The sequence below is a fragment of the Streptomyces sp. NPDC096040 genome, from assembly GCF_040303265.1.
Classification (GTDB): domain Bacteria; phylum Actinomycetota; class Actinomycetes; order Streptomycetales; family Streptomycetaceae; genus Streptomyces.
This window is the reverse complement of record NZ_JBEOTA010000012.1, coordinates 122,696-140,707: the sequence shown is the minus strand read 5'-3', so window position 1 is coordinate 140,707 and position 18,012 is coordinate 122,696. Positions and strand designations below refer to the sequence as shown.

The window sequence follows — 18,012 nt, the reverse complement described above, 5'->3', positions numbered from 1 at the left end:
GCGGCCTCCCTAGTCTTCGCCCCGGCGCTGCACCAGGCGCCAGTTGATGATCGAGAAGATGATGACGACGAGGAAGATCCCCCACGCCACGGCGGCGCCGTAGCCGAAGTCGTTGTTGTCGAAGGTCTGCTGGAAGAAGTAGAGGACCATGGTCTGTCCGGCGTGGCCCGGGCCGCCCGCGAACGTCGAGTCGTTGGCGGTGGTCTGGAGCAGCACCTGTGGTTCGGAGAAGCTCTGCAGACCGGTGACGGTCGACACGACGAGCACGAACAGCAGCACCGGCCGCATCATCGGCAGCGTGATCCGGAAGAACGTCTGCACCGGCCCGGCGCCGTCCATGCGGGCCGCTTCGTACAGTTCACCGGGGATCGTCTGCAGTCCGGCGAGGAAGATGATCGCGTTGTAGCCGGTCCACTGCCAGGTCATCAGGGTGGCGATGGCGACCTTGATGCCCCAGGGGGTGTTCAGCCAGGCCACCTGGTCGAGCCCGACCGCCTGCAGAAAGGCGTTCACCAGGCCGAAGTTGGTGGAGAACACGGAGCCGAAGATGATCGCGATCGCGACCACCGAGGTGACGTTCGGCAGGAAGTAGGCGAAGCGGTAGACGTTCTTGAAGCGGACCGCAGAGTTGAGCAGCACGGCCGTCACCATCGCCAGGAAGATCATGGGGAAGGTGGCGAGCGCCCAGATGACGATCGTGTTCCCGACCGCGGTCCAGAAGTCGGTGTCGCTCAGCAGATAGCGGTACTGCGACAGGCCCGCCCACTCCATCGAACCGAGGCCGTCCCAGCGGTGCAGGGAGACGTAGAGCGAGAAGCCGACCGGGATCAGGCCGAAGCAGAGGAAGAGGAGGTAGAAGGGGGAGATCGCGGCGTAGAGGTGCCAGTACTTGCGGAATCCCCTGCGGGGGCCGCCGGCCGCCGAGGTCCGTGCCACGGTCGTCGTGGGCTTCTCCAGTGCGGTGGCCATCAGTAGCTCACCCCCAGGTGCTTGGCGATGCGCCGGCACTTGCTCATGGCGTCCTTCCAGGCCTGCTCGGGGTTCTTGCCGAGGACGCCGACGTTCTTGATCTCGTCCTTGAGGGGCTGCGAGAGCGCCACGTCGAACGGGCTGTTGTAGGCGACCGCGATCTTCTGCGCGGCGGGCCCGAAGACGTCCATCGTGACCTGGCCGCCGAAGAACGGGTCGGGCGCGCGCAGGGTCTTCATGCCGTACGACGCGGGAGTGGACGGGAAGAGTCCCGCGTCGACGAAGCCCTGTGCCTGGTTGGTGGCGTTCAGCATCCAGGCGATGATCTGGAACGCCTGCTCGGGCTCGCGGCACTCCTTGGTGATCGACAGGAACGAACCGCCGTTGTTGGAGGGCCGTACCGGCATCTGGGCCACCCGCCATCTGCCCTTGGTCTTCGGTACGCCCGTCTTGATGTCGTTGGTGGCCCAGGAGGCGTTGAGCTGGCTGGGCAGCTTGCCGTCCTGGAGCGCGGACAGCTGGTCCGGGGTGCCGCTGACCAGGTCCGAGACGATCCCCCGCTGCTTCGCCTCCACGGCCAGCGCCCAGGCGCGGCGGACGTGGTCCTGGTCGCCGATGAAGTGCCGGTCCTTGTCGACGTACCGCCGGCTGCCCTGCTGCACCACGTTCTCGAAGACCGCGTTGACGTCGGAGAGCAGACAGGTCCCCGGGAGCCGCTTCTTCAACTGCTCGCCGGCGGCGAAGAACTTCTCCCAGGTGTTCAGCTCGGCGGAGACGTCGCCGGGTTCGTAGGGCAGTCCCGCCTTCTGGAAGACCTGGTACTGGTAGAAGTGCGCTACCGGGCCGCAGTCGATCGGGAAGCCGACCATCGTGCCGTCGTCGGCGATGCCCTGGTCCCACTTCCAGGACAGGTACTGGCTTCGATACTTGTCCGCGCCCAGCGTGCGCAGGTCCACGAACTGGTTCGCGTCGGGGAGATAGGACGCCATGTCCTCGCCCTTGAGGCCCGCGATGTCCGGGATGCGGGCCCGGCCGGTCATGGTGGTGAGCAGCTTCGACCGGTAGTAGCCGCCGATCTTGATGGCCTGCAGATCGACGTTCGCGTCGTAGCGGGCCTTGGCGTTCTTGATGACCGTGTCACCGAGGCCGCCGTCCCAGTACCACAGGACCATGTTCCGGCCGGTGGAACCGGTCGGAACGGCACAGCCGGATGCCAGGCCGCCGAGCGCCGTGGCGGCCGTACCGGCCAGGCCCGCGCGCAGCAGGCCCCTACGTGAGAGCCGCACAGCTCCCACCGCCTTTCGGGTCTTTCGGATCTGTTCGGGACTTTCGCATGGAGCGTGGGGGGTGGCGTGGGGTCTCAGTACTGCCGTGCGGGGGGTGTGACGGGTGCGTGGCGGACGGGCGGGCCGGGGTCGGCCGGCAGCCGGTCCGTGAGGAAGCCGTAGTCGCGTCGCAGACCGGGGTCGGTGAGCGAGCGCCACCAGCGGTCGACGCCGTACCAGCCGGGGGCCGCCAGGGCCCCGCCGTGGTGGCCGACGGAGAGACCGGCGGCGAGGACGGCGAACCGCAGCCGTTCCTCCAGCGGCCAGCCGGCGAGGGAGGCGGCGACGAAGCTCGCCCCGAAGACGTCCCCGGCGCCGGTCGCGTCGAGGACGTCCACGGAGAGGGCCGGGACCTCCGCGAACTCGCCGGTGGTCTGGTCGACGGCCACCGCGCCGTCCCCGCCACGGGTCACCACGGCCACCGGGACCAGTTCGGCGAGGGTGCCGAGGGCCGCGACGGCGCTGTCGGTGCGGGTGTAGGCCATCGCCTCGGTCTCGTTGGGGAGGAAGGCGTGGCACAGGGCGAGCTGGTCGAGGAGGTCGCGGGACCACTGCTGGGAGGGGTCCCAGCCGACGTCGGCGTAGATCCGGGTGCCGTTCGCGGCGGCCTTGGCGATCCACTCGCGGGGTTCGGCCTCGATGTGGACGAGGGCGGTGCGTGCCTCGGGCGGGTCGCCCATCAGCACGTCCTGCGAGTACGGCGGCTGCGAACCGTGGGTGACCAGGGCCCGGTCCTGACCGTGGGCGAGGGCGACGGTGACCGGGGTGGGCCAGCCGTCGGCGACCCGGGAGAGGGAGAGGTCGACGCCTTCCTGTCCGGCGAGGACCTCCTGGCAGTGGGCGCCGTAGAAGTCGTCGCCGAAGACCGTGGCCAGGCAGGTGCGCAGACCGAAGCGGGACGCGGCCACCGCGAGGTTGGCGATGCCGCCGGGGCCGCAGCCCATGCCGGCCGTCCAGATCTCCTCGCCCGGTGTGGGCGGCTTCCCGAGCCCCGTGAGGACGAGGTCGTAGAAGAGCAGCCCGGTCAGCAGCACATCGGGCATGTCGTCGTCCACACGCCACCCTCTCGTCAAAACACGTCAATTTCGATGACGGGAATCGTGCGCTGTCACGCGAGATTGGTCAATACACGAGCAGAACCGAGCATGGAAATGATTGAAGATGACGAGTAGTGTTCGGCGCGTGCTGGCAGAACGACGACACCAACTCATCCTGCGGGCCCTGCGCTCGGGTGGCCCCGCGGCCGTGACCGATCTCTCCGAGCAACTGGGTGTGAGCCCCGCCACCGTCCGGCGTGACCTGCTGAAACTGGAGGAGGAGGGGCTGCTGACGCGGGTCCACGGCGGTGCCGTCGCCGACGAGGGCGACCAGCCCTTCGCCGAGGTCGCCGAGGTACGGGTCGCGGAGAAGGACGCCATAGCGGCGCGCGCGGCGGCCCTGGTCGCGGACGGCCAGTCGGTCCTGCTGGACATCGGCACCACCGCCTACCGGCTGGCCCGCCAGCTGCACGGCCGCCGGCTCACCGTCATCACCAGCAACCTGGTGGTCTACGAGGAACTCGCCGACGACGAGGGCATCGAGCTGGTGCTGCTCGGCGGCATGGTCCGCCGCGAGTACCGCTCCCTGGTCGGCTTCCTCACCGAGGACAACCTCCGCCAGCTGCACGCCGACTGGCTCTTCCTCGGCACCAGCGGGGTGCGCCCCGGCGGCCAGGTGATGGACACGACGGTCGTGGAGGTACCGGTCAAGCGCGCGATGATCAAGGCGAGCGACAAGGTGGTTCTCCTCGCCGATGCCGCCAAGTTCCCGGGCACGGGCATGGCGAGGGTCTGCGGTCCCGAGGACCTGGACATGGTGGTGACCAACGCGCCGGTGGACGCGGCGACGCGGGCCTCCCTGGAGGAAGCCCGCGTCGAGGTGGTACTGGCAGGAAAGGCTCAAGCTTGAATCCCCTCCCTCGCAGCCGAAGGAGATTCCTGGCTCACGCGGCTCAACCGCTCAGCAAGCGATCGAGTCCTACGCGATCAACACCAGCCGGGTTGAAACCAGCCCGGGTTCGTGGAACAAACGCAAGGAGACGGTGCGTGCTTGGTTCTCGCTACGCACTATGCAGATCTTATCCGTTCATGGGGGCGAAGATCCGCCAAAGTCGCGATTCCCCCTCTCTCGACGTGTTCCGTGAAGGCGCGCTCACTTCGTGGCCTGAGCGCGTCGGCATCCTTGGAGGAAGCCGGTGAAACTGACGATTCTGGGCGGCGGCGGATTCCGGGTGCCGCTCGTGTACGGCGCGCTCCTGACGGACCGCGGCGAGGGGCGGGTCACCGAGGTCGTGCTGCATGACCTCGACGACAGCCGGCTCTCCGCGGTCGCCCGGGTACTGGGCGAGCAGGCGGCCGGCGTCCCCGACGCCCCCACCGTGACCGCCACCACCGACCTCGACGAGGCCCTGCGCGGGGCCGACTTCGTCTTCTCCGCGATCCGGGTCGGCGGCCTGGAGGGCAGGGCCGACGACGAACGGGTGGCCCTCGCCGAGGGCGTCCTCGGCCAGGAGACGGTCGGGGCGGGCGGGATCGCCTACGGGCTGCGGACCGTCCCCGTCGCCGTCGACATCGCCCGCCGGGTGGCCCGTCTCGCCCCCGACGCCTGGGTCATCAACTTCACCAATCCCGCGGGCCTTGTCACCGAGGCCATGTCCCGCCACCTCGGCGACCGCGTCATCGGCATCTGTGACTCCCCGGTCGGCCTCGGCCGCCGTATCGCCCGGGTGCTCGGCGCCAACCCGCGCGAGGCCTGGATCGACTACGTCGGCCTCAACCACCTCGGCTGGGTGCGCGGTCTGCGCGTCGCCGGCCGGGACGAACTCCCGCGTCTGCTCGCCGACCCCGACCTGCTCGGCTCCTTCGAGGAGGGCAAGCTCTTCGGCGTCGACTGGCTCCAGTCCCTCGGCGCGATCCCCAACGAGTACCTGCACTACTACTACTTCAACCGCGAGGCCGTCCGCGCCTACCAGCAGGCCGAGAAGACCCGCGGCGCCTTCCTGCGCGACCAGCAGGCGCACTTCTACGAGGAGGTCCGGGACCCCGGTGCCAAGGCCCTGGCGGCCTGGGACCGCACCCGTGCCGAGCGCGAGGCGACCTACATGGCCGAGAACCGGGAGACCGCCGGCGCCGGCGAACGCGACGCCGACGACCTCTCCGGCGGCTACGAGAAGGTCGCCCTGGCGCTGATGCGGGCCATCGCCCGCGACGAGCGCACCACCCTGATCCTCAACGTCCGCAACCGGAGCACCCTGTCGGTGCTCGACGGCGAGGCCGTCATCGAGGTGCCCTGCCTGGTCGACGCCAACGGCGCCCACCCGGTAACCGTCGACCCGCTGCCCGACCACGCCACCGGCCTGGTCTGCTCGGTCAAGGCCGTCGAGCGCGAGGTGCTCGCCGCCGCCGAGTCCGGCTCCCGTACGACGGCCGTGAAGGCGTTCGCCCTGCACCCGCTGGTCGACTCGGTGAACGTGGCCCGTCGGCTGGTCGAGGGGTACACCGAGGTCCACCCCGGCCTCGCGTATCTTAAGTAACCAGCCGTCTGGAAAGCGCTTTCCATCCCTCTTCTGGAGACTTCCATGCACGACGAACGCCGCCGGATCGAGGAGCGCGTAGAGCGCCTCCACAACCAGCGCATCAAGCCCGCGATCTACGCGGCCGCCGTTCCCTTCGAGGTGTCCGCCTGGCAGGCCCCGGGGGAGCCGGTGCCCTTCGAGGAGGCGGCGGCCGCCCCGTACGAGCCGTTCGCGATGGACACCCCGTGGGGCCCGCCGTGGGGGACCACCTGGTTCCGGATGCGCGGTCAGGTGCCCGCCGAGTTCGCGGGCCGCCGCGTCGAGGCCGTCATCGACCTCGGCTTCGTGGGCGACTGGCCGGGCAACCAGGCCGAGGCCCTGGTCCATCTGACCGACGGGACCCCGCTGAAGGCGGTCAACCCGCTCAACCAGTACGTGGCGATCGCCAACCCGGCGGCGGGCGGCGAGGTGATCGACTACCTCGTCGAGGCCGCCTCCAACCCCGACATCCTGGCGAACGACTTCGCGGCGCCGACTCCGCTCGGCGACGTGCTGACGGCCGGCGACAAGCCGCTCTACACCTTCAAGCGTGCCGACATCGCCGTCCTCGACGAGGAGGTCTGGCACCTCGACCTGGACGTCCAGGTGCTGCGCGAGCTGATGCTGGAGCTGGGCGAGCACGACCCGCGCCGGCACGAGATCATGCACGCCCTCGACCACGCGATGGACCTGCTCGACCTGGACGACATCCCGGGGTCGGCCGGCGAGGTCCGGGCCGCCCTGAAGCCGGCGCTGTCCAAGCCCGCGCACGCGAGCGCCCACCGCATCTCCGGCGTCGGCCACGCGCACATCGACTCGGCCTGGCTGTGGCCGATCCGCGAGACCAAGCGCAAGACCTCCCGCACCTTCTCCAACGTCACCTCGCTCGCCGACGAGTACGAGGAGTTCGTCTTCGCCTGCTCGCAGGCGCAGCAGTACGAGTGGGTGCGCGACAACTACCCGCAGGTCTGGGCCCGGATCCAGGAATCGGTCAAGAAGGGCCAGTGGGCGCCGGTCGGCGGCATGTGGGTGGAGTCCGACGGCAACCTGCCCGGCGGCGAGGCGGTCGCCCGCCAGTTCATCCACGGCAAGCGGTTCTTCATGGAGCACTTCGGCGTCGAGACCAAGGGGGTGTGGCTGCCGGACTCGTTCGGCTACAACGCGGCCTACCCGCAGATCGCCAAGCTCGCCGGCAACGAGTGGTTCCTCACCCAGAAGATCTCCTGGAACCAGACCAACAAGTTCCCCCACCACACGTTCTGGTGGGAGGGCATCGACGGCACCCGCATCTTCACCCACTTCCCGCCCGTCGACACCTACAACGCCCGCTTCAGCGGCGAGGAGATGTCCCGCGCGGTCCGCAACTACGCCGAGAAGGGCGGCGCCACCCGCTCCCTGGCCCCCTTCGGCTGGGGCGACGGCGGTGGCGGCCCCACCCGCGAGATCATGGAGCGGGCGCGCCGCCTCAAGGACCTGGAGGGCTCCCCGAAGGTCGAGGTCGAGCACCCGGACGCCTTCTTCGCCAAGGCCCGCGCCGAGTACGAGGACGCCCCCGTCTGGGTCGGCGAGCTCTACCTGGAGCTGCACCGCGCCACCTACACCTCCCAGGCCCGCACCAAGCAGGGCAACCGGCGTAGCGAGCACAAGCTGCGCGAGGCGGAGCTGTGGGCCACCACGGCCGCGCTGCACGCGCCCGGCTACCGCTACCCGCACGACAAGCTCGACCGGCTGTGGAAGACGGTCCTGCTCCACCAGTTCCACGACATCCTGCCGGGCTCCTCGATCGCCTGGGTGCACCGCGAGGCGGAGGCCGAGTACGCCCGCGTGGCAAAGGAGCTGGAGGCGCTGACCGCCGAGGCGATCACCGCGCTGGGCGGCGGCCCGGCCCGGGTCTTCAACACCAGCCCCTACGACCGCGCGGAGGCCGTCCGCGACGGCGCGGGCACGCCGGTGTACGTGGAGGTGCCGGCGAGCGGCAGCGCGCCGCTGACGGGTGACATCGAGGCTCCGCAGCCGGTGACCGTCGCCGGCCGGGTGCTCGACAACGGCCTGGTGCGCGTGGAGATCGCTCAGGACGGCACACTGTCGTCCGTCTACGACCTCCGGGCGAACCGCGAGGTCCTCGCGGGCCAGGGCAACCTGCTCCGCCTGCACACCGACCTCCCCAACTACTGGGACGCCTGGGACGTCGACAAGCACTACAAGAACCGCTACACGGACCTGCTGGACCCTTCGGAGATCACGGTCGTCGACGAGGACCCGCTGCTCGGTGCCATCCGAGTCACCCGCGCCTTCGGCAACGGCTCGAAGATCACCCAGACGATCACCGTCCGCGCGGGCAGCCCCCGGATCGACTTCGAGACGGACATCGACTGGCACGAGGCAGAGAAGTTCCTCAAGGCCGGGTTCCCGGTGGACATCCGCGCCCCGCACTCCTCCGCGGAGATCCAGTTCGGTCATGTCCAGCGGCCCACGCACACCAACACCACCTGGGAGGCGGCCCGGTTCGAGGTCTCCGGCCACCGTTGGGTGCACCTCGCCGAGCCCGGCTACGGCGTCGCCGTCATCAACGACTCGACGTACGGCCACGACGTCTCCCGCACGGTCCGTGAGGACGGAGGTACGACCACCACGGTCCGTCTCTCCCTGGTCCGTGCCCCGCGCGTCCCGGACCCCGGCGCCGACCAGGGCCGTCACCGCTTCACCTACTCCCTCCTCCCCGGTGCGGGCATCGAGGACGCGGTCGCCGCGGGCTACGCCCTCAACCTTCCGCTCCGCGTGGCCGATTCGGCGGGCGAGCCGCAGCCGGTCGTCTCCGTCTCCGGCGAGGGTGTGACGATCGAGGCGGTCAAGCTCGCCGACGACGCGTCCGGCGATGTCGTGGTCCGGCTCTACGAGTCCCGGGGCGGTCGCGCCCAGGGCGTCCTGCGCACCGGCTTCCCGCTCGCGGGCGCCCAGGTGACCGATCTCCTGGAACGCCCCCTCGAGGACGCCTCCGCCGACGGCGACACCGTCTCCGTGGAGCTGCGCCCCTTCCAGATCCTCACCCTCCGGCTGCGGAGGGGCTGACCGCGTGGCCATGCAACCCTGGTTCACCGATGCCAAGTTGGGGATATTCGTGCACTGGGGCATCTACGCCGTCGACGGGGTCCAGGAGTCCTGGTCCTTCTACGACGACATCGTGCCGCACGAGCAGTACATGTCCCAGCTGGACCGCTTCACCGGCGCCCACTACGACCCTCGCGCGTGGGCGGACCTGTTCGCCCGCGCCGGCGCCCGGTACGCCGTACTGACGAGCCGCCACCATGACGGTGTCGCCCTGTGGGACACCGCGTACGGCGACCTCAACCTCGGCAAGGACTACCTCGGCCCCTACGCCGAGGCCCTGCGGGAGAAGGGCCTCAAGGTCGGCCTCTACTACTCCCACTCCGACTGGAACCACCCCGACTACGCCTCCACACGCAAGCCGGGCCGCCCGCCGGAGCTGGCGGACAACCGCTACTCCGAAGTCGCGGCCGAGCACGAGGACCTGGCCGCCTGGGAACGTTTCATCGCCTACCGGGACGGCCAGGCAACGGAGTTGGCCTCCCGCTTCAGGCCCGACCTGATGTGGTTCGACGGGGAGTGGGACCGCAGCGAGGAGCAGTGGCGGATCCCCGAACTGGCCGCGCTCGTCCGGTCGTACGTCCCGCATGTCGTCTTCAACGCGCGCATGCTCAGCGAGGGCGACTACGCGACGCCCGAGCAGGGTGCCCCCGTCGTGCCGCCGGACGGCCCCTGGGAACTGTGCCTGACGATCAACGACTCGTGGGGCTACCAGCACCACGACCACAACCACAAGTCGCTCGCCCAGCTGATCCGCTACTTCACCGAGACCATCGGGGGCGGCGGCAATCTGCTGCTCGACGTCGGCCCGATGGAGGACGGCACCATCCCGCAGCCACAGGTGGAGCGCCTCGAGGGGCTGGGGGAGTGGATCCGCAGGCACGCGGAGGCGGTGTACGGCACCGGTCGCGGCCTGCCGGCCGGGCACCACTACGGCCCCAGCACCCTCTCCGCCGACCGGCGCACCCTGTATCTCACCCTGTTCGACGCCCCGCGCGCCGGGATCGGCGTCCGGGGCCTGGCGACCGGAGTGCGCAGGGTGAGCGTGCTCGGCAGCGGGGCGGAGCTGGGCCACCGGGTGGTCGGCGGGCTGCACGAGGCGGTCGGCGTGCTGTGGATCGATCCGCCGACGGCGGCCGACCTCGACCCGTATGCCACCGTCCTCGCCGTCGAACTGGACGGGGAGCTGGAGCTGTACCGGGGTTCCGGCCGGTTCTGATCCGGTTTGAAGGCGAAAGTCGAGAATTCTCATATGAAGAATTAAGAGAACGGTAAGTTGGCTGGTCACGGCGGCTTTTCGGGCCGCCGTGAACCCTTTGGTTCGCCTCTTGGACATCTTGAGTTCGCCTGCCACCCCTGGGATGCGGAACGGCAGGGACGAGAGAAAGGCATCACCGTGCGAGACCCGCGAATGTCAGCGATCGCCAAGGGGCTCAAGCGCCGGGGACGGCTCATGGCGCAGGCGGTGAGTCCTCCGCGCAAGACCCTGGACGCGATCCCGACGCAGCGCGCCCTCGAGCCGCGGCCCTCCGACGGGTATGTGGCTCCGCTCGCCCCGCGCCTGGTGAAGTCCCCGGTCTTCGTCCTCTCCTCGGTGCGCTCCGGGTCCACGCTGCTGCGGGTCCTGCTGAACAGCCACAGCCGCATCCGCGCCCCGCACGAGATGCATCTGCGTACCGTCCACGTCCGTATGTCCAGGGAGTTCACCGCGGACGCCATGAAGGAGCTGGACCTCGACCGCGAGGAGCTGGAGCACGTCCTGTGGGACCGGGTGCTGCACCTGGAGCTCAGCCGCAGCGGCAAGGACGTCATCGTCGACAAGACTCCGCCGAACACCCTCATCTGGCCTCGGCTGCACCGATGTTGGCCCGATGCCCGGTTCGTCCTGCTGCTGCGCCACCCCGGCGCCGTCATCCAGTCCCTGACCAGCCGCCGTGCCGATCCCGACCACGAGGCGATCCGCGCCGAGGTCCTGAGCTACGCCGAGAAGCTCGAAGAGGCCCGCCAGAAGCTCACCGTCGCCCATGTGATCACGTACGAGGACCTCACCGCCGAACCGGAGCGGGTCACCCGCGACCTGTGCGCGTACCTCGGCGTCCCCTGGGAGAGCGGCATGCTCGACTACGGCAAGAAGGACCACGGCGCCTTCAAGCCGAAGCTCGGCGACTGGAGCCAGGAGATCAAGTCCGGCCGTATCCAGGCCGCCCGCAAGGCCGACCCCACCGCCGAACTCCCGCCCCGGCTCGCCGAGATAGCGAAGGCGTGGGGATACCCGGTCTAGGCACCCCCACGCCACCGCTGCCGATGCTCAGCCGGTGAAGCCGGCCGTGATCGAGGTGAACTGCCAGTTGTTCTGGCTGATCCCGGAGCAGTTGCTCACCACGCCACCGCCCGCGCAGCCGCGGTCCCGGTTGACCGACCAGAACGCGAGCCGGGCGATGTGGTGCGAGTTCGCCCAGTCACGGATCTGCGTCCAGATCGCCGGGGTCGTGGTCTCCTGCTGGTCCGACAGACCGTTCATGCCGGAGATCCCGATGTGCGCGTAGGCGGTCGCGTCGTCCCACCCGAACGTGGACTTCAGCTTGGCCTTCAGGCCCTCGGCCGCGGCCACGGTGTTGCCGTACATGTCGGCGCCGCCACCGAAGTCGAACGGCATGATCGTGAAGACGTCGATGCCGGCGCCGAGCGACTGCGCCTGCTCGACGAGCCGGTTGCCGTAGTACGTCGGCCCGGTGGTGGACGTCCCGAAGGTGACGATCGTCTTCAGGCCGGGGTTGTTGGCCTTGACCGTCTTCAGTGCGGTCAGGATCTTCGCCTGCACGGCCTCGTTCTCGAATTCGTCCGTGTTCTCGATGTCCATGTCGACGGCCTTGAGACCGTAGGCGTCGATCACCTTCTGGATCGCCCCGGCCAGCGCGCTCGCGGACGAGCAGTTGGCGCCGAGCTTGCTGCCCTGCCAGCCGCCGAACGACGGCACGATGTCACCGCCGGCCGCCCGGATCTGGTTGATCGCGCTCTGGTCGGCGCCGCCGGTCAGCGCCCGGCTGCCGTCCCAGGCCGGGGTGCAGCCGCCCGAGTCCAGCACGAAGGCCATCGTGAACCACTTGACGCCGGTGGCGCTCATCACCGTGGACGGGCTCGGGGGATCGCCCCAGCCCTCGTAAAGATAGGGCGCGGCCTGCTTGAACCCGGTCCCGCCGCCGCTGCCCGCGTCGGTCGTGACACTCACGGAGTTGGAGGCGGCCGAGACGTTCCCCGCCGCGTCACGGGCCTTCACGCTGAAGGTGTACGACGTGCTGGGCGAGAGCCCGCTCACCGTGGCGCTCGTCCCGGAGACGCTCAGCACCTGGCTCGACCCGCTGTAGATGTCGTACGCCGTCACCCCGACGTTGTCCGTCGCGGCCGACCAGGACAGCGATACGCTGGACGAGGTCTTGCCGGTGGAGGTGAGGCCACCGGGCGCGGTGGGCGCCTGGGTGTCGGAGCTGCCGCCGGGCCCGTCGAGGCTGATGTCGTCGGCGTAGTAGGTCCCCTGGGCGTACCAGCCATGGACATAGATCTGGGCGCTGGTCTGGGCGGCCCCGGTGGTGAAGGAGACGCTCAGCTGGCTGTACTGGGACGGCGAGGTCGTCCAGGTGGAGGCGCCGCCGGTCACCCCGAGATAGACGTACGAGCCGCGGACCCAGCCGCTGAGCGAGTACGTGGTGTTGGGCTGCACGGCGACGGTCTGTGTGCACTGGGCGTTGTCACTGGAACTCACGGCCCCCGCGAGGGCCTTGGACCCGCCGTGCACGGGGGAGGAGACGACCGAGCCCAGGTTCCCGGTGCAGGACCAGGGCGAGAGGCTCCCCGACTCGAAGCCGGGGTTGGAGAGGATGTTGGCCGCCTGCGCGGTACCGGGAAGCGCGATGGCCCCGGCGAGCGCGAGGGCGGCGGACCCGAGCAGTGCGAGTATCCGACGTCTGGAACGTCTGAGCGAGTTGGGCACGCGATCTCCCTGCAGGAATGGGGGTGTTCGGGAGTGCACGAAGGTGCAAAGGGGTGCGCAACCAAGTTGGTATGGACCAATCCGCCTGTCAAGGAGATGGGCGTGAATTGGTCCATACCGGTGAGCTGAAGCGCCCCGCCCGGGGCGCGGGGCTGTTTCGATGTGCGGCTCCGCCGCGTGGGCGCGACAAGCCACGGTGGCCCCGCAGTCGGCCGAGACCTAAAGCGGCAGCACCTCAGCCGCGGCTTCGGCCCCAACCTCCTCCACCGCTGCAGGCCTAGGCGCAGGCAACACCACCTCGTCGACCTCCTCCCGCCGTACAGGAAGCGAGGGCAACACAGGCCTCGGCCCCGACACCACCGCGTAGTCCTGCCCCAGGAACGGCGGCTCGATCACCCCGGGGTCCTCGCCCAGCGCCAACTGCACGGCCGCCCAAGGCGCGTTGACCCCGCAGAGTGACAGCTGGTGCAACCCTCCGGCGGGACGCGTGTTGACATCGAGCAGCACCGGCTCGTCGCCGTACATCCGGAACTGGATGTTGGACAGATAGTGCAGCCCGAAGCCCTCCGCAATCAGCCGGGCCGGCTCCAGCCACCGCTCGTCGAGGGTGAATCCGCGCCGCCGTCCCTTCTTCGTGCGGCCCACCGCCAGCCGGACCCGGTTGTCGGGCCCGGTGAGGCAGTCCACGGACACCTCCGGCTCCTCCAGGCGCGGCATCACCAGCCAGTCCACCGGCTGGTCGGCCCGTCGCACCGCGTCGAGGACCAGGTCGAGCTGGACGTAGGGCCCGGGGAACCCGTTGAGGTGAAAGAGCGAGAAGGGGGCGCGCGTGATCACCCGGAAGCCCACACCACCCGCACCGGCGGCGGGCTTGAAGCAGGCCTTGTGCCCGTCGGCCTCCAGTTCCTCGACCGCGGCGAGCAGTTCGTCGGCCGTGCGGACCCGCCACCACGGCGGCACCGGGACACCGACCGCGCCGACCGCCTCGTACGCGGTCGCCTTGTCCTCGAAGACGGCGGTCGCCTCCGGCGTCGGCGCCAGCAGGGCCGTACCGATCGCCTCGAAGTCGGCCCGGTGCGCGACGATCGCCGACTGGTGCAACCGGGGCACGAAGACATCGATGCCACGGCGCTGGCACTGGTCGAGCGCGTACTCGACGTAGCCGGCCGGGGAGAGGCCCTCCGGCTCCAGGTCGGCGGTGTCGGCGGCGGCCAGCACGGGGGAGTCGGCGTCACCGTGCGTCGCATGGATCTCGACCGCCCGGTCGCTGGGATTTCTCCGCAGCTGATCCATGAAGAACACGTTCTCCGCGTACGTGCGGTTGAGCCAGACGCGTACGCGAGAGAGCATGCAGGCCGCCTTTCGGGCTTTCGGGCAGGACTCGGCGGCCCGTGCCCGGGCAGGGTACTTGGAGGAACACCAAACCGCCCTGGGCGAAGGGGGGGTCGTGGCGGTGGTGTTGGGGGGATCATACGGCTTTCAAGGGGCCCCGCGTGCAACGCGAGTGTTACGGATTCACCGGGACTGTCCACGCGCGTTTTCCTGCACCGTCCACGTCGGTTTCCTTGACTGACGGCCGTCGGCCGGGCACCGCACGGCGACCGGTCGACGGCATGCCGGCGAATGACCGCGACAGGCCGACAGGGCCCTTGTTCCGTGGACCCGTCATGTGCTGAGGTGGGCGGTGACGACATGATCGGAAGGGGTACGGGGTGGAGTCCACGGCCGGTGCCGGGCAGTTGCTGGCCATCAGCGACCTGCACATCTCGTACCCGGAGAACCGCGAGCTCGTCGAGAAGATGCGCCCCGGGACGGATGACGACTGGCTGATCGTGGCCGGTGACGTCGCGGAGACCGTCGCCGACATCCGCTGGACGCTGGAGACCCTGGCCGGCCGCTTCAGCAAGGTGCTGTGGGCCCCCGGCAACCACGACCTGTGGACCCACCCCAAGGATCCGGTCACCCTGCGCGGCGTCGCCCGCTACGAGCACCTCGTCGACCTCTGCCGGGAACTCGGCGTGGTCAGCCCCGAGGACCCCTACCCGGTCTGGGAGGGCCCTGGCGGCCCCGTCGCCGTCGCACCGCTCTTCCTCCTTTACGACTACTCCTTCCTGCCGGCCGGCTGCGCCACCAAGGAGGAGGGCCTCGCGTACGCGCACGGCACCGGCATCGTCTGCAACGACGAGTACCTGCTGCACCCCGACCCCTACCCGACCCGCGAGGACTGGTGCCGGGCCCGGGTCGAGGCCACCGAGCGCCGGCTCGCCGAGCTGCCCGGGGAACTGCCGACCGTGCTGGCCGGCCACTACCCGCTGGACCGGCACCCCACGGACGTCCTGTGGTACCCCGAGTTCGCCATGTGGTGCGGCACCACCCTCACCGCCGACTGGCACCGCCGGTTCCGCGTCGACACCATGGTCTACGGGCATCTGCACATCCCCCGGACCACCTGGCACGAGGGCGTCCGCTTCGAAGAGGTCTCCGTGGGATACCCCCGCGAGTGGCGCAAGCGCTCCCGGCCCCCGGGCGAGCTGCGCCGTATTCTGCCGATGGAGGTCGGAACCGGTGATCGAGGAGCTGCTCCCGGACTCGGTGGTGGCCGTGGAGATGCTCGGTGACGAGGCGATCCGCGAAGCCCCCCTCTACCCCGAGGAGGCGGCGCTCGTCGCGCGTGCCGTGCCCAAGCGCCGCCGCGAGTTCTCCGCCGTGCGCGCCTGCGCCCGCCGTGCCATGGAGAAGCTCGGGGTCCCGCCGCAGCCCGTCGTGAGCGGCGAGCGCGGCGCACCGCGCTGGCCGGACGGGCTGGTCGGCAGCATGACCCACTGCGAGGGCTACTGTGCCGCCGCCCTGGTCCGCGCCACCGACCTGGCTTCCCTCGGTATCGACGCCGAACCGCACGCCCCGCTGCCCGAGGGCGTCGGTGAGTCCGTCCTGCTGCCCTCGGAGCGGGAGCGGCTCGGCCTGCTCGCGGCCGAGCGGCCCGACGTGCACTGGGACCGGCTGCTGTTCAGCGCCAAGGAGTCCGTCTACAAGGCGTGGTTCCCCCTGACCGGGAAGTGGCTGGACTTCATGGAGGCCGACATCGAGCTCGTCCCGGAGCCCGGTGAACGGCCGCACGGCACCCTGCACGCCCGCCTCCTCGTCCCCGGCCCGCAGCTCGGCGGCCAGCGGCTGCAGGTCTTCGAAGGCCGCTGGAGCGTGGGGCACGGCATGCTGACCTCGGCCGTGGTCGTGCCGCACCCCTGACCCCTCCGGGTGCGCCGTGGGCTCAGGTGGGTGGGCACCAGTCGTGCAGCAGCCGGAAGAACGCCTCCTCGTTGCCGGCGAGTCCCGCGCCGGCCAGCGCCTCCTCGGCTTCGGTGAGCACGGCCGGCGGGACCAGGAAGGGGCGCGCGGCGTCCGGCGGTCCGTCGAAGGCGGCGCGCACGGTGTGCAGCAGCCGCAGATAAGCCTGGACGGCGGTGCGCTCACGGTCGGTCAGTACGGCGGTGGGCATGGCTCGGCTCTCCCCGTCGGTCGTCACGGTCACGCGCCCGGACGGCGCGGCGGCACCGCGTGTGCGGTGCGCACCCACCAGCTTGCCGTCCGCCACTGACAACGCCTGCTCGCTACGCCCCGGTTCGCCCGCTCAGCCGACCCGGCACCGCATCGGGAATCTCCCTGAGGGAACGTCTCTTCGCCCGGCCCGCAGCGGAATCCGGCCGGCAGGGGCGTCCGGCCGGGCCGGTGCTCACTTCCCCGGACAGCCCAGCGAGGCCTCGATGCGCCCCGCCACGTCGTGCCGCCGCACCGGACCTCGCAGGGCGGAACCCGCCAGCCAGGTCCGGCACTTGCTGGCCAGCAGCAGTCCGAAGGTCTCCGCGTCCTGCTCCTCGGCCTGGTCGAAGCGGGTACGGGCGGCCACCCGCCGGACGGCGGCCTGGACCGCGGCCCGTGCCTTCGTCGATGAGCCGTGCCGTCACCGTGACCCCTTCGACGTCTTGGCCGTGGTGGTCGGCGTGCATGTGCCACAGCTCGTGACCGAGGATCACCAACTGGTGGTCGGGCGCGGTGCGTTCCTCGACCACGACCAGGTCGCGGTCGGCCAGGTCGAGCCACAGCCCGCTGGCGGTGCCGGGCGGGAAGGCGGCCGTACGGAACAGCACTGGACGGCCGCGGCGGCGGCTCATCGCGTCGCACAGCGCCCGGTACAGCTCCCGCGGCGCGTCGCGGCGGGCGCGGGCAGGGTCAGTTCCCCGACCAGCGCACCGCTCAGCCGGCGCATGTCCCTGCCGATGGCCGTGTTCTCCTGTTCCCCCTCAGCTCACGACTCGGGCCGCTTGACGCTCTCCAGGAGCATGTCCAGCCATTCCGCGACCTTGTCCCGGTGCTGGTCGGTGGGGAGCTGGGCGGCCCGCCAGGCGATCCCGCGCACCCCGTGGTCCTGGAGCAGCCGCTCCAGGGGGTCCGCCGCGGCCTCGGCCGCCGCCCGCTCACGGTCGGCCAGCTTCTGCAGCAGTTCCTGCTCGACACGCTGGAGGGCGCCGGCCAGGGCCTCGGGGTCCGCTGCGGTGAGGAACCCCGCGTGCACCCGGAAGAAGCGCTGGAGGGCGTCGCAGTGCTCCATGGTCGGCCGCCGGTCGCCGTTGAGCAGGGCGCCGGCCTGCTGCCGGGACATGCCCGCGCCGTCGGCGATCTCCTGCTGGGTGTGTTTGCGGCCGTTGGGCTTGAGCCGGGTGCGGCGCAGCAGGTCGAGGCGTTGCAGGAAGCGTTCCTGGACGTCGGGCTCGCCCGCGGCCCGGCCGCTGAGCAGGGCCTTGACCACGTGCTCGGGGACACCGCAGGCATAGGAGAGCCGCTCGACGTCGTAGACCTCGGCATACGCCACGCCGAGCCGGTCGGCGAGCGCGGTGACGCGGGAGACGACGGCCGGCAGCTGGGCGGTCGCCGTGGCGCCCGGATCCTCGTAGCCATCCGTCACCGACAGAACTCCTACGTCTCTCAGAGGAACCAGAGGTTTCGCACATGTGGTCGCCGTGGACTTCCCGTGCGTG

At 70.3% G+C, this 18,012-nt stretch carries 14 protein-coding genes and 1 pseudogene; 7 read left to right on the top strand and 8 right to left on the bottom strand.

Features of this window, described 5'->3' with window-relative positions; genetic code table 11:
* Positions 1–9: 9 nt before the first annotated feature.
* The 3 genes from ABTY98_RS18440 to ABTY98_RS18430 all read right to left on the bottom strand — a co-directional run bounded on the left by ABTY98_RS18440 (position 10) and on the right by ABTY98_RS18430 (position 3,349).
* Positions 10–969 carry a carbohydrate ABC transporter permease gene (locus ABTY98_RS18440; RefSeq protein ID WP_352221960.1) on the bottom strand — a complete coding sequence of 320 codons (960 nt, stop codon included), beginning with the start codon at positions 967–969 and terminating at the stop codon, positions 10–12.
* Entirely contained in the window at positions 969–2,255 is a 1,287-nt protein-coding gene (locus ABTY98_RS18435) for an extracellular solute-binding protein (protein WP_352221959.1), read from the bottom strand. The genes ABTY98_RS18440 and ABTY98_RS18435 overlap by 1 nt, the downstream gene beginning before the upstream one ends.
* 74 nt (positions 2,256–2,329) lie before the next feature.
* A complete protein-coding gene (locus ABTY98_RS18430; RefSeq protein ID WP_352221958.1) occupies positions 2,330–3,349 on the bottom strand; it encodes a carbohydrate kinase family protein in 1,020 nt (339 codons plus the stop codon).
* Positions 3,350–3,476: 127 nt separating this feature from the next.
* Between ABTY98_RS18430 and ABTY98_RS18425 the strand changes: the two genes are divergently transcribed.
* The 5 genes from ABTY98_RS18425 to ABTY98_RS18405 all read left to right on the top strand — a co-directional run bounded on the left by ABTY98_RS18425 (position 3,477) and on the right by ABTY98_RS18405 (position 11,272).
* Entirely contained in the window at positions 3,477–4,241 is a 765-nt protein-coding gene (locus tag ABTY98_RS18425; protein WP_352221957.1) for a DeoR/GlpR family DNA-binding transcription regulator, read from the top strand.
* A gap of 286 nt (positions 4,242–4,527) precedes the next feature.
* Complete coding sequence (locus ABTY98_RS18420) at positions 4,528–5,865, top strand: 6-phospho-beta-glucosidase (RefSeq protein WP_352221956.1); 1,338 nt, start codon at positions 4,528–4,530, stop codon at positions 5,863–5,865.
* A gap of 45 nt (positions 5,866–5,910) precedes the next feature.
* Positions 5,911–8,955, top strand: coding sequence for an alpha-mannosidase (locus tag ABTY98_RS18415; RefSeq protein WP_352221955.1), 3,045 nt, complete (start codon positions 5,911–5,913; stop codon positions 8,953–8,955).
* A gap of 4 nt (positions 8,956–8,959) precedes the next feature.
* The gene (locus ABTY98_RS18410) at positions 8,960–10,210 is read left to right on the top strand and encodes an alpha-L-fucosidase (RefSeq protein WP_352221954.1); all 1,251 of its coding nucleotides are present in this window, start codon (positions 8,960–8,962) and stop codon (positions 10,208–10,210) included.
* A 177-nt stretch (positions 10,211–10,387) separates the two neighbouring features.
* Positions 10,388–11,272, top strand: coding sequence for a sulfotransferase family protein (locus ABTY98_RS18405; RefSeq protein WP_352221953.1), 885 nt, complete (start codon positions 10,388–10,390; stop codon positions 11,270–11,272).
* A 27-nt stretch (positions 11,273–11,299) separates the two neighbouring features.
* On the opposite strand, the gene ABTY98_RS18400 is transcribed toward ABTY98_RS18405, so the two are convergent.
* Entirely contained in the window at positions 11,300–12,979 is a 1,680-nt protein-coding gene (locus tag ABTY98_RS18400; protein WP_352221952.1) for a carbohydrate binding domain-containing protein, read from the bottom strand.
* Between the two features lie 219 nt (positions 12,980–13,198).
* The gene (locus ABTY98_RS18395) at positions 13,199–14,329 is read right to left on the bottom strand and encodes an ATP-grasp domain-containing protein (RefSeq protein ID WP_352221951.1); all 1,131 of its coding nucleotides are present in this window, start codon (positions 14,327–14,329) and stop codon (positions 13,199–13,201) included.
* A gap of 362 nt (positions 14,330–14,691) precedes the next feature.
* Between ABTY98_RS18395 and ABTY98_RS18390 the strand changes: the two genes are divergently transcribed.
* Positions 14,692–15,597, top strand: coding sequence for a metallophosphoesterase family protein (locus tag ABTY98_RS18390; RefSeq protein WP_352221950.1), 906 nt, complete (start codon positions 14,692–14,694; stop codon positions 15,595–15,597).
* A complete protein-coding gene (locus ABTY98_RS18385) occupies positions 15,545–16,225 on the top strand; it encodes a 4'-phosphopantetheinyl transferase family protein (RefSeq protein ID WP_352221949.1) in 681 nt (226 codons plus the stop codon). Before ABTY98_RS18390 ends, ABTY98_RS18385 begins: the two co-directional genes overlap by 53 nt.
* Positions 16,226–16,247: 22 nt before the next feature.
* Here ABTY98_RS18385 and ABTY98_RS18380 read toward each other — a convergent pair whose 3' ends face one another.
* The 3 genes and pseudogenes from ABTY98_RS18380 to ABTY98_RS18370 all read right to left on the bottom strand — a co-directional run bounded on the left by ABTY98_RS18380 (position 16,248) and on the right by ABTY98_RS18370 (position 17,939).
* The gene (locus ABTY98_RS18380; RefSeq protein ID WP_352222060.1) at positions 16,248–16,475 is read right to left on the bottom strand and encodes a hypothetical protein; all 228 of its coding nucleotides are present in this window, start codon (positions 16,473–16,475) and stop codon (positions 16,248–16,250) included.
* Positions 16,476–16,709: 234 nt separating this feature from the next.
* A pseudogene (locus ABTY98_RS18375) lies at positions 16,710–17,243 on the bottom strand (toxin-antitoxin system, toxin component).
* A gap of 39 nt (positions 17,244–17,282) precedes the next feature.
* A complete protein-coding gene (locus ABTY98_RS18370) occupies positions 17,283–17,939 on the bottom strand; it encodes a helix-turn-helix domain-containing protein (protein ID WP_352221948.1) in 657 nt (218 codons plus the stop codon).
* Positions 17,940–18,012: the final 73 nt, after the last annotated feature.